Source organism: Kocuria sp., from assembly GCF_030538595.1.
In the GTDB taxonomy this organism is placed as follows: domain Bacteria; phylum Actinomycetota; class Actinomycetes; order Actinomycetales; family Micrococcaceae; genus Kocuria.
Window position 1 is genome coordinate 18988 of sequence record NZ_JAUNTS010000020.1, and the last position, 10946, is coordinate 29933.

Consider the following 10946-nt stretch of genomic DNA (forward strand, 5'->3'; position numbering starts at 1 on the left):
AGGCCGGTTCAGCTGCGATCCAGCGGCGGGACGTGTAGCGGCTCTCCGTGGGCAAAATCCCGCAGCTTTTGGCTGGCGGTGATGACGTAAGCCGCCTCCAGGTTGCTGAAATGCGGATTCTCCACCAACGTCATGGTGTAGAGCTGTTCGTCCTGGAACGGGGCCAACATGCCGCGCAGGCAGACTTGGATGTCCTCACGTTGCAGCAGAACCCACGTGCTGCGGTGCACTCGTTGGATCACCCGCACCCCATCCACCATCTCCACAAAGGGATCGTTGCCGGAGATTCCAGCTGTGGCGGAGAGTCTGCCCTCATCAATGCTGGTCAACACTCCAATGCACAGCAGCATCTCCACTGTCACGCGGTTGCCGCTGATCAGAGCCTCCTGCAAGACCTCATCAATCTGCGGCCCCGGAATGCGGGACTTCAGGGCATTGGGCAACAGCCTGGGCAGCTTGCGCTTGGCAGCGTTGGGATCTGGGATCTCCGGCAGTTCATAGCGCAGTACGTAGGAGCCTGGGACGGTGGGGTTCAACGTGCATTCCACGGGGCGGGTTTCCCCTTGCAGGGCATCCGAGGAAACCCCCGCCACCAACAACAGGTTGGTGATGGTGGCGGCAGCGTCGTAGGCCTGGCGGGCCAGCTCATCAAAGATCACCCGCGGCTGACGGTGGACCGTGCGGTACTCCACGAGCACCGAATCGAAAGCGCGTATACCGGGGGGAGGGGGAGGTACGGAGAGGTCGGGCACAACAGATTCCTGATCACAGCAATGGGGAGAGCCACGGCAGAGGCTCCGCGACAACTTTTGGTGTCGCGTCAATCATTGGCCGTAATCAGCTCACGTGCGTCATTGAGCGTGACCACACAAGTGACCACATCAGTGGGTGTGTTGCCCTCTCATGCGCCGCCCTCCGGCTCAGCGCTCCGCACAATCGCCGCCCGGAGTTCAGAACACGGATTTAGCCGCCACGCACCAGCGTTGTGGGGCCAAAGCCGTATTCTGAACGTGGGTCTTCTCAGCCTTTGACCGAGACCTCCACCCGGTTGAGCCAGGGGTCCTGAAAGGCAAGGGTGTTGCCGTCGTCGTGGGTGATGACACCGTGGTGGGTCAAGCGTTCGTTGAGTTCTCCGACGTCGTCGGTGCCCGGAAGATCCAGGCGAACGGTGCCCAGACCCAGGGACTTGGGGCGAGGGCCCGCACCGCGGCTGTTCCAAGTGTTCATGGCCATGTGGTGGTGATAGCCACCGGCGCTCACGAACAAGGCTTGCGTGCCCATGGTGGCGGTGGTCTCAAAGCCCAGCTGGTCCACGTAGAAGCGCTTGGCGTTGGCAATGTCACCCACCTGCAGGTGTACGTGACCCACCGTGGCGGATTGATGGTGGGCCTGGTCAACAGCGGTTTCGGTGAGGTGTTCGCGCATGAAGGCGTTGGGGTCCAGCATGAGGGAGTCCATCTCCACACGGCCGTGAACCCAGCTCCACTCCGTGCGGGCGCGGTCCCAGTACAGTTCCACGCCGTTGCCTTCCGGGTCGCTGAAGTAGAAAGCCTGGCTGACCAGGTGATCCGCACTGCCCGTGAAGGTACCCGGGTAGAGCTTGGCCACGCTGTAAATGGCGGCGGCCAAATCCGCTTGGGTCTCAAAGAGGATGGCTGTGTGGAACAGACCGGCCTGGCTGCGGGTGGCGTGTTTGAGTTCGGGAGCCAGCTCCAAGATGACCAGCGGGAGCACACCGCGTCCCAGAACCACCTTGCGGGGTGATTCGGAGAGCACGTTCAACGTGATGGCATCCCGGTAGTAGTCGGTCATCTTTTTGAGGTCGCCGACCAAGAGGGTGACGGCACCCATGGAGGTATCGGCTGACAGCAGTTCGGTTGCGGTTGAGGTGGTCATGACTGCTTGTGCTCCTTGCGCAAAAAGTTCTGCTGGTCGGGCCGCCGTGGAAGGTGGCCCGACCAGGATGTTGTTCTGTCAGGCTGTGACGTTGAAGCCGCCGGTCCAGCTGACCTTCTCTGCGGCAGCCAGGGTGATCTGGAGGAAACCCATGGCTTCCAGCTCACGGGCGCGATTCAGTCCTCCGGCGTCGATGGCGTTGAGCCCACCGGCGGTGACGATCTGGGCCAGCGTGGCCTTGGCGTCGTCGTCGTTGCCCGCGATGAGGACGGTGGTGGGTGCAGTGCCGTTGGTGCCGGATGCCAAGGTGGCGCCAAAGTTCGTGTTGAACGCCTTGACCACAGATGACTGGGGCAGGGCGGCTGCGATCTCCGCGGTGGCCGAGCTGCCCGGTGCCACGGTCAGGGAGTCGAAGGTCTGGAAGTTCACCGGGTTGGTGATGTCCACAACCACCTTGCCTGTCAGCTGATCTGCGCGCTGCCCCAGAACCTCGGCAACGGCGGGGTAGGGCAGGGCCAGGACAGCGACGTCGCCGGTCACGGGCTGATCGGCCTGCTCGCGGCCCAGTAGCTCCACGGTGTTGCCGCCCTTGGTGATGACGGTTGCAATGGCCTGTGCCATGTTGCCGGTGCCCAGAATGCTGATGTGGGTCATGTCGCTCACTCCTTATTGGTTGTTGCTACAACTATGAAGATAGACCTGTAAACTTGTAGCGTCAACTATTTGGGAGGGGTGTGATGAGCCAGACACGCTGGCTTGACGACGACGAATTGGCCGCCTGGGTGCGACTGGTTGCGGTTGTGGAGTTGTTGCCAGGAATCCTGGACACGCAACTGCGCGAAGACTCCGATTTGATGCACTTTGAGTACTACACCCTGGCCATGCTCTCCGAAGCCCCCAGGCGAACCATGCGCATGACCGAACTGGCAGGCCAAACCAATGCCACCTTGCCCAGGCTCTCCCACGTGGTGCGAAGGCTGGAGGAACGCGGGCTCGTGGAGCGCGCACCGGCCGAAGACGACCGCCGCGCCACAGTGGCCAGGCTGACTGATGCCGGGTGGTCCACGGTGCAAGATGCCGCACAAGGTCACGTGAACACGGTGCGCTCGCGGGTGCTGGATGCGCTCTCGCCCGAGCAGGTGGAGCAGCTGTGTCAGATCACGGGGGCCATCCTGCCGCGGCTGGACCCGAATGGATCAATGGCTGAGACGTATACCCGCTACGACCGCTGAGCGGCTGGGGGTCTCGCGCTCCTGGTGGGTCGTGTTGCCGGTTGCTGCCACCGAGATCACCGGTTGTTGTTGAGAGCACCTGCTGTAGGCGGTGCTCTCAACAACAACCGGTGATCTCGGCGCTCATGGGCCGAGAATGAGCGAAGGCCCCGGCTTGGAGCCGGAGCCTTCATTGTGTGGGTCGTTCACGAAAGACCTCTGACTAGCCCGCTTTCTGTCTCATTCGAGGTGCTTGTACCTAGTGCCTAGATTATTTGTTCATCTCAACGACGAGTTGCGCGCCAGTGTGAGGGCTTGTGTCGCGTCTAGTTGCGTTGGCACCAAAAGTTTTGACGCAGCAACCCGGTTTGGGATTGCTGCGTCAAAACGTACACGCGGAGCCTAGGTGCCGGGTCGTGCCGTCACCGAGATTCGATCGCTGACTCCGCGCACTTGGGCGGACACTTCAAGATGGCGGGCGAACCGTTCTGTAGCGCCATGCACCTCGAAGCGGGCTGCCTCGCCACGGTCAAGAATCTGCAACACGAGTTCGTCTGCATACGACTGCGATGCTGCGTGCATGGGCAGCGCATCCAAGACGATCGTTTCGCCGCAGAGGGGCTGGGATGAGATTTGGTCAACCAGGTCGCGGGCACTCAGCCTGCTCCCCGTCAACCGGGGCATCACAAGCGTCGTCATGTCTTGTCCTTTCGGTCATCGTCCGAGAACCCATGGCAGGGTGACCTGGACGATGACGCCATCATACGCGTTGGAGAGGGGAGAAGTATAGGACATGTTCGTCACGTCGCCTGCCTTGCTTTCCCGTTCGTAGCGCGCAGACGCGGTACCCGAAGCGATCTCTGTAGTTCCGCCAAGGTCGCGTACTGAACTCACGACTTCCGGGAGGCCGTACCCTCGATTTGGGTCATCGGTTCCTGTTATTTGGCGCACTGTAGCCAGGTCCAGGGCGTGCGCGTCATCGTCGGGGTGGAGACGCCCGCCCCCTTCAAGGCTGGTTCGCAGGCCAACGCCCGCGTCTGCGACACAAAACTTGATGATGCCCTTTTTTCGGTATGTCTGGGCGATGACATAGCCATGTTCGACCCTCGCGTGCGCAGCCGTGTTGACAGCCAGTTCAACCAAAGCCGTGTGCAATGGCTCGAGTAGCTGTGGTTCAATTCCATCGATCTCTCGCATGCGTTCGTATACCAGATTGGCGACATCTTCGCCGTCGTGCTCGTTGGAAAAGGTGCGGAGTTCGAGGAGGTTGCCCTCCTGGTCGCGCTCGTTCACAAGGGGAAGACGGTGGGGCACTTTCAGCTCGTCGAGCGCGGCTCCGAGACGCATTCGTGCCAGGTAGCCGGCTGTGTCGGCATTCTCAGGTCCAAGGAACGTGACCTGCTGACCTTTCGTGATGGCTCCCTGAATCAGCGCGGCAATACCTGCGGCGGCGACTGGGTCGACCCAACGAGCCTGCGTGAGATCGACGACAAGTGGCCCTTCATTGGGGCGCTCTCCTGCGACGAACTCGTGCCACGTTCCGTTCTGAATCTTCACTGGGCGACCCCTACATCCTCAGCCTGTCATGTCCATGCAAATTCTACCCAATTGCGTCGCGAGGTAGAGACCGGGCGTGATTCAAGGACTAGTGACAGTGCCGCCTACCCCTGCATCACGCCCCGGAGCCCCCGTCGGATGCGACTTGAGCCAGGATATGTCGTGGGTCGCTTGCATGTGTCTGAATCCCTGCCCGGACTGGCTTCTCCTGGCCACCGGCCAACTACTTTCCCGGGCTAAGCCGCAAGATTTCCCCCGTCGTGTGAAGAAATAGGCGTCAGGATTTCCCACCACCCAGACCGAGCAGGCGACGCCACAGCGACGGCTCCTCCGAGGGTGGCGCGGCCTCGGGCATAGGTTCAGCGGCTTCCTTAAGGTATCGGATGGCCTCGGGCGAAAGGTAACCCGCGAGCAGGAAGCGATTCTCCTGATTCATGATGGCTGGAGCGAGAGCGATGACTTTCTCAGGTGACTGCACGACGAGGTCCGAGAGACGCGTCCAGAGGTCTTTGAGTGGCGTCCAGCGGGGCAGTAGCGCAAACACCTCGTAGGTCCAACCCTCGTCTCTGAGGCTAGGACTGGGCCGAACGGTTCCGTCTGGCGCGCAGTAAGGCTCTGGGCCCGGCCAGAACTGGAACCGACCGAAGGCTTCGCCCACTTGCTCGGCTGAGAGGCTGGTGACGTTCTCCTCAACCACTTTCACGATGCGGGCGCGATCAGCCATAAAGGAGATCGCGGGGCAGGGGGCACGGTAGTCCGGGTCTCGCTCCACGGGCCCAATGGGCTCGACCCGGTACAGCGTGCCCGGGCCTCCTCCGACACGCAGTGTCTGGGCATAGGCGCGCGCGAGGAGTTCGTCCGTGGTGAAGTAGACTTTCTCTGACGCAAAATAACCCCCATCCGAACTGCCGCGCGCGCTCTGTGCGGCGAGCAAGCCGCCTCCGCCAGGGAGGAGCACAGTTCCCTCTCCGAGACCTGGCCGACCGCCGTGCCAGTAGGTCTCCGTGGAGTGCCAGAGATAGGCCGACCTCGCCGCGCGGCGGGCAGCATCCTGACGGCGTTTCCTTTTCAGGGACGCGTTTTTGTCTGATCGGCGAGACATAACAGTCACAGTAGTGGCCGTCCCGCAGGTAAGTCAGAGCCGTTGTGGGTCGATGCCGATGGCGTCGAGATAGGCCACGGGTTTGTACCCTGCTGCGAGCTGTTCAAGAGCGTCTTGGCGCGCCGCCCATACCTCGTGGCGGAGGACTTGCGTGTCGTAGGTGATACGTCGTTTGGCGTACCCCTGGGCGGTAATCGCACGAGCGGTCAGTGCTGATAGTCCGCCGAGCGGGACACCGATAACGAGCCCGCCGATGAGACCGAAAATGGCGGCGATTGGCCCAGCGCCGGGTTCGCCGCTGGCTACACCAATGCTCCCGAAGAGCACCGCCCCCAGGATCGGGGGAATGATGAAGGCCACGAGACCGGGGATGAGCCAGCTCAGGTGGCTGGCCTTCGCAGGCGGGGCAGGCAGCGGTGGTTCCTCCAGGGGCGGCAACGGCTGGTTGTTAAGCAGGAGGAACCGATCATCGGCTGCGACCTGCTCGGCCCATTCGTTGACGGTCTTGTAGGCCAAAGAGCCTTGATAGACGGTGTGGCCGGTGATGGCCGCTCCGCCTAGGGCTCCCACGCTGAGTGCGCGGAGGATGCTCATGGTGTGTGTCCTGTGGTGTCTTCGCCCGTGCTGCTGTAGGGCTGACCTGCTGGGTTGGTGGTGCGGTCATGAGTGAAGCACCCTGCACCAGATAGTGCAACTCCCTGCACTGTATTTCGGTCATTCCGGCACTTGCCTAGATGGGGTGCTACACAACCACCCCGAACCAGACCTCGCTGCCCTGCGCCACGTCTTCAACGACTACCGCGCCCGCAGCAACATGACCTACGACGACCTGGCCGAGGCCACAGGCATCTCCCGTCGCACCCTCCTCAACATCTCCTCCGGGACCTACAACGGGGACCTGCGCACCTGGCTGATCCTGTCTCGGGTATGGGGCACTCCCCTGGATGCCATGATGGCTCCCCTCTGGAAGACCTCCGTCTGACACGAACGACATATGAAGGCGATGGCCGGTACTCACACTCATGGAGTGACCCCGTCGATGGCGGGCAGCGAAACGCAAGAAAGCGGGAGGGTAGTGATGCGTGTTCAGTCGCCGCGTCAAGCACGTGGGTTGCGCACCGTGGCGGATTGGCTCGACTTCGTGCGTGCTGCGGAGGTCGCTCCGTCAGGGTGGGGTGAGGTCTACGCGATGGCCTTCACCGCAACCATTGATTCGATCATCGAGCAGACCGTCGCCGGTGCTGACGCTTCTCGTGAAAACCCCGGGTCGTTACGTCACAGCACCTACCACCGATTAGGCCGGGTGGTGGGAATCGGGCAGGAAACGCTGCGCCGTACCTATCACGGGGCGCGGTGGGTCACATTGCCCGAGATCGACGCAGCCTTGGCTGACGAGGGTCTGTGCCCCGTCATGACGCGGTTCCTGACCCTGTTTGCCGGGTATCACTCAGGTGTGATAGAGCATGCTCAAAATTTTGTTCCTGGGCACGTGACCGCAGTTGATGAGGTACACATAGACCACCAGCACAGTTCAACCAGGTGGAGCGAGGCCGTGATGCCGCAGACCGTGGAAGTCCTCAAGGACCGGGTGCGCGCCGATGTCATCGCACTGGAACAGATGTCCCGCATGCCCAACGCACAACACAACCCAGCCCTGGCCGGTACCGACTGGGGTCAGATACGCGTACTGCTCGGTGTCCCGCGTTACCCCCTCATCGGGGGATACCGGCACGGCATCGCCGTGAGACTACGTGCCGAGGGCATCAGAAACCTCACGGACGTGATCCGTGAGGTCCTCTCCGTGGGGCGTCCGATGCGGTCCTACCGCATCAAGGGCGACGTTCACCGCCTCGCAACAGAACACAACCACGCCCGAGGTCTCCCCGCACCGGCGCTGACCTCCAACCAGGTTGATGCCGCGTTGCGCAAGATGCTCCACCGAGGCGAGGTCGTGCGCCTGGAACGAGGCCTGTACGAAGCAACACCAGCTTTACGGGCTCCAGGAAAGGAGTAACCACACCATATGGAACAGCGCCTACGGGCGCACCGACACGAGAAAACCCCCACGGGGAACCGCAGGGGCCTTCAAGGTCTTGGAAAAACCTTTAAGGCTACTCCGTCTTTGGTTTCCCGCCAAGGGGTTATCGCGTCCTGCGCGCCCCCAAACACCAGACCCCCATCGGCTTCTACACCCCCGCAACGGTCAGGGGGCTACCCCGATGCGTGATCAGAACACGGCCCCGTCGTCTGGGCACTCACCCCGGGATGCCATTCTGGCTTACCACCCGGCACCGACGGTGATCTCGGCACCAGAGTGGAAGGCCATCCGACCATTTCTGGTGGAGACACTGGGACAACTGGAGTACCCATCGGCATCCTCGGCTCAAATGCGTATCCGGTACGCAGCGCGGCTTGTGGCCTGGGCACGCCATGAAGGCATCCCGATGAAGCCGGAGAAGGTCTTCGCAGCCGAGCACGCGCACCGCTTCATCGCTACGGAACTGAAGCACCTATCGCCTGCCGGGAAGGCCACCGTGCGGTCTCACCTACGCGCTATTACCCGAGCCGTTGTACCAAACCCCCACTGGTCCGAGGACATCCGTCCTTTCGCCAACGCCCGGACTCTTGCAGCGCCCTACAGTGACGACGATGTTGCCGGGTTTTGGCGCGCGACGCAGTCGCAAGCAACCGACCACCGGGCGCACGTGCTAACGGCGCTACTGACGCTCGGTCTTGGCGCAGGTCTCAAGCCACGCGAAGCCCTATCCGTGACACGCAATGACATGCGGGAACACGTGGACACGAGCGGGTTCCTCGCAATCGAACTGCCCGACCGCATCGTGCCGGTCTTAACGCACTATGCCCCAAGACTGGAGGCGCTCTGCCAGAGATGACCGGAAGGACCCCTCGTCGGCAATCACAACCCCCACGTGAAGGACCCACTCGGCAAAATACGCGCGGGCATCGAACTACCCAGCTATCTTCCCTCCCTGCACTACGCGAGGCTGCGCACCACCTGGATGGCGACGATCTTGACGCAGGACGTGCGCATCTCGGAATTCATGGCCATGGCAGGAACTGTCAGCGCCAAGACTTTGGAAGCTATCGCCCCCTACGTTCCGGGGAGATGGGATGCCGATGTCTACCTCATGAAAGCCGCGAACCTGTGCTGAAACGACAGGGAGCGATCCTGGACCCGATTCCTCGGCACGACTTTGAACGGGCACGGAAGATCGCTCAAAGCCCAGTTCTTCAACGTGTTGCGCGGGACATGACGGCTTCAACCGGCCGTAAACGGGCTCAGTCTTGGGATGCGATTTTCACGGTCCTGGCGCTGTCAGCCGTGACAGGCGGAGGTCTCCTGCTGTCCGAAGCACACCGGGCCAGTGCTCGTTTGTCCGCTGAGCAGCGCAACATCGTTGGCCTGACCGGAACAATTCCCTACAGCCAGGTCGAGTCCGCAGTGACCGACCTGTGCCAAGGCTTCGAAGAGCGTGTGAACAGTCGAACGGGGGAGTGCTCCCCACCTCGTATCACCATGGATTTCGATGACCTCACCACGTCCCTGACGGCCAGTGTGCTGCCGCGCAAGCTCCGTCGGTCTCGGAGCGTTGCCATCGATTCAACAGACTTTGAGTCCCACTACCGTCGACGATCAACCAACCCCGATAAGACCACTGATGCCGTCGATGAAGCACCACCGCAGCGAGAACTCACGGCACCACAGGTGGAACACCGTGACCCGACATACCCCAAGATCGGGGACGATGGTAGGTACATTCACTGCGCCGATCATCAGATGCGTGAGGGATACCGGGCAGGGAAAAACGGTCGGAAGAAGGAGACCTTCATTGGACTCGACCTGCACCTGGGAACACCAGTGGCTGACCTCGACAGCCAGGGACACGGGTCCCTTATTACAGGCTTTGTCGCACGCCCCGCCGGAGATTCCAAAGCAGAGGCCGGACTCGCTCTAATGGACTCCATGCTCCACACGACCGGGCACACAGAACTTGTTCTCGCTGACCGTGGCTACACCTACCTCAAGCACGAGAACTGGGCTGACCAACTCATGGCCCGCAACCTGGAACAGGTCCTTGACCTGCACACCAATCAGCGAGTCGTACGTCCCGGACCCATCCCCGGCACGATTTGGGTGGACGGCGGGCTCTTCGTCGATGCCCTCCCGGACCGGCTCCGTCATTTACCCGGATTCGGACGCAACCTGACCTCCCAGGCAGAACGCGACCTGTGCGCGCTCTACGACGAGCGCGACACCTACGCATTCAAGCCGATGGGCTCGCCGAACTTGCCACGGCGGACTCAGCGTCTGCGAGGACCTGCACGCGATGGGAGGCTTCGGTGCCCTAACGCCCCAAAATCAATGCGCTGGGACCCTGCAACTCGCCCGACAACGAACTGCCCGCCTGGTTCATGCAGTTGCGCATCCACGCCGACCATAGGGCCTGAGGACATGACCCAAACACGTCAACGGGTTCGCTTCGGCACCACAGACTGGGCACGTTCCTACGGTCGCCGCTCGGCCATCGAAAGCGCGAACTCCAGTGTGAAAGTCCACCACTCGCATGTCAGGCGCGGCAGCGTCCGCGTGATGGGGGTCCGACGTTCCGCTTTCCTGTTGGCGTTCTGTCTTGCAGCAACCAACATCCGAGTGCTCCTCGACTGTTACGGGTTCGACCCGGGGCGCGACCACTCGGAGGATGTTGAGGTGAAGCCGCTGCCCACCGTGAGTCGGGCACAGCGACGGTCCCCGTTCCACCGGCGTTTAGGGAAAGCCCGGCCCGCTCGCGCCCCAGCACCACAACGGAAGCGTCCAGACACCACTGCGTGGCGGAGGAAACAGAACACCAAAAATTAGATCGCAGCGTGAGGTTAGCCCCTGCCTGGAAACACCAGTCAGGGGCACTTTCATGCCCACAATTCCCGTCCAACCCCACGAGCAGGTGCGGTAGGTGGAAGCCGGGGCGGTCGAGGAACGGAAAAACTCCCAGCACAGGCGAAAGTCCCTGCTCAAATGTCTCTGAGCAGGGACTTTCGTGAACCAGTAGCCCACAATTTCGTGAACTACCCTGTGTGCGCGAGGGGGGAGTTGAACCCCCACGCCCTTTCGGGCACACGGACCTGAACCGTGCGCGTCTGCCTATTCCGCCACTCGCGCG

At 61.9% G+C, this 10946-nt stretch carries 12 protein-coding genes and 1 tRNA gene; 4 read left to right on the plus strand and 9 right to left on the minus strand.

Annotated elements, in window-relative coordinates; translation table 11 throughout:
• Window positions 1–8 precede the first annotated feature (8 nt).
• The 3 genes from Q4G32_RS13420 to Q4G32_RS13430 all read right to left on the minus strand — a co-directional run bounded on the left by Q4G32_RS13420 (window position 9) and on the right by Q4G32_RS13430 (window position 2550).
• Entirely contained in the window at window positions 9–752 is a 744-nt protein-coding gene (locus Q4G32_RS13420; RefSeq protein ID WP_303352189.1) for a hypothetical protein, read from the minus strand.
• Between the two features lie 268 nt (window positions 753–1020).
• Window positions 1021–1896: a VOC family protein gene (locus Q4G32_RS13425; RefSeq protein ID WP_303352191.1), complete on the minus strand. Its 876-nt coding sequence runs from the start codon at window positions 1894–1896 to the stop codon at window positions 1021–1023.
• A gap of 78 nt (window positions 1897–1974) precedes the next feature.
• The gene (locus Q4G32_RS13430; RefSeq protein ID WP_303352193.1) at window positions 1975–2550 is read right to left on the minus strand and encodes an NADPH-dependent F420 reductase; all 576 of its coding nucleotides are present in this window, start codon (window positions 2548–2550) and stop codon (window positions 1975–1977) included.
• An 83-nt stretch (window positions 2551–2633) separates the two neighbouring features.
• On the opposite strand from Q4G32_RS13430, the gene Q4G32_RS13435 reads away from it, so the two are divergent.
• On the plus strand, window positions 2634–3128 hold the full coding sequence (locus Q4G32_RS13435; RefSeq protein ID WP_303352195.1) for a MarR family winged helix-turn-helix transcriptional regulator: 495 nt from the start codon (window positions 2634–2636) through the stop codon (window positions 3126–3128).
• Between the two features lie 381 nt (window positions 3129–3509).
• On the opposite strand, the gene Q4G32_RS13440 is transcribed toward Q4G32_RS13435, so the two are convergent.
• The 4 genes from Q4G32_RS13440 to Q4G32_RS13455 all read right to left on the minus strand — a co-directional run bounded on the left by Q4G32_RS13440 (window position 3510) and on the right by Q4G32_RS13455 (window position 6360).
• Window positions 3510–3806, minus strand: coding sequence for a hypothetical protein (locus Q4G32_RS13440; protein WP_303352198.1), 297 nt, complete (start codon window positions 3804–3806; stop codon window positions 3510–3512).
• A 15-nt stretch (window positions 3807–3821) separates the two neighbouring features.
• The gene (locus Q4G32_RS13445; protein WP_303352199.1) at window positions 3822–4664 is read right to left on the minus strand and encodes a hypothetical protein; all 843 of its coding nucleotides are present in this window, start codon (window positions 4662–4664) and stop codon (window positions 3822–3824) included.
• A gap of 277 nt (window positions 4665–4941) precedes the next feature.
• Complete coding sequence (locus Q4G32_RS13450) at window positions 4942–5598, minus strand: hypothetical protein (protein ID WP_303352201.1); 657 nt, start codon at window positions 5596–5598, stop codon at window positions 4942–4944.
• A gap of 201 nt (window positions 5599–5799) precedes the next feature.
• Entirely contained in the window at window positions 5800–6360 is a 561-nt protein-coding gene (locus tag Q4G32_RS13455) for a hypothetical protein (RefSeq protein ID WP_303352203.1), read from the minus strand.
• Between the two features lie 145 nt (window positions 6361–6505).
• Here Q4G32_RS13455 and Q4G32_RS13460 point away from each other — a divergent pair, with 145 nt between their 5' ends.
• From Q4G32_RS13460 to Q4G32_RS13470, 3 genes are all read left to right on the plus strand, one after another.
• On the plus strand, window positions 6506–6748 hold the full coding sequence (locus Q4G32_RS13460) for a helix-turn-helix transcriptional regulator (RefSeq protein WP_303352205.1): 243 nt from the start codon (window positions 6506–6508) through the stop codon (window positions 6746–6748).
• A 96-nt stretch (window positions 6749–6844) separates the two neighbouring features.
• Window positions 6845–7780 carry a hypothetical protein gene (locus Q4G32_RS13465; RefSeq protein WP_303352207.1) on the plus strand — a complete coding sequence of 312 codons (936 nt, stop codon included), beginning with the start codon at window positions 6845–6847 and terminating at the stop codon, window positions 7778–7780.
• Between the two features lie 916 nt (window positions 7781–8696).
• Window positions 8697–8939 carry a hypothetical protein gene (locus Q4G32_RS13470; RefSeq protein ID WP_303352209.1) on the plus strand — a complete coding sequence of 81 codons (243 nt, stop codon included), beginning with the start codon at window positions 8697–8699 and terminating at the stop codon, window positions 8937–8939.
• Between the two features lie 482 nt (window positions 8940–9421).
• Here Q4G32_RS13470 and Q4G32_RS13475 read toward each other — a convergent pair whose 3' ends face one another.
• Complete coding sequence (locus tag Q4G32_RS13475; protein ID WP_303352211.1) at window positions 9422–9673, minus strand: hypothetical protein; 252 nt, start codon at window positions 9671–9673, stop codon at window positions 9422–9424.
• Between the two features lie 1188 nt (window positions 9674–10861).
• Window positions 10862–10945, minus strand: a tRNA-Leu gene (locus Q4G32_RS13480).
• Window position 10946: the final 1 nt, after the last annotated feature.

What these genes read in the sequence shown, in the direction of transcription:
- Q4G32_RS13455 (WP_303352203.1), bottom strand. Translation starts at nt 6,360, where the DNA reads ATGAGCATCCTCCGCGCACTCAGCGTGGGAGCCCTAGGCGGAGCGGCC.
- Q4G32_RS13435 (WP_303352195.1), top strand. Translation starts at nt 2,634, where the DNA reads ATGAGCCAGACACGCTGGCTTGACGACGACGAATTGGCCGCCTGGGTG.
- Q4G32_RS13440 (WP_303352198.1), bottom strand. Translation starts at nt 3,806, where the DNA reads ATGACGACGCTTGTGATGCCCCGGTTGACGGGGAGCAGGCTGAGTGCC.
- Q4G32_RS13465 (WP_303352207.1), top strand. Translation starts at nt 6,845, where the DNA reads ATGCGTGTTCAGTCGCCGCGTCAAGCACGTGGGTTGCGCACCGTGGCG.
- Q4G32_RS13425 (WP_303352191.1), bottom strand. Translation starts at nt 1,896, where the DNA reads ATGACCACCTCAACCGCAACCGAACTGCTGTCAGCCGATACCTCCATG.
- Q4G32_RS13430 (WP_303352193.1), bottom strand. Translation starts at nt 2,550, where the DNA reads ATGACCCACATCAGCATTCTGGGCACCGGCAACATGGCACAGGCCATT.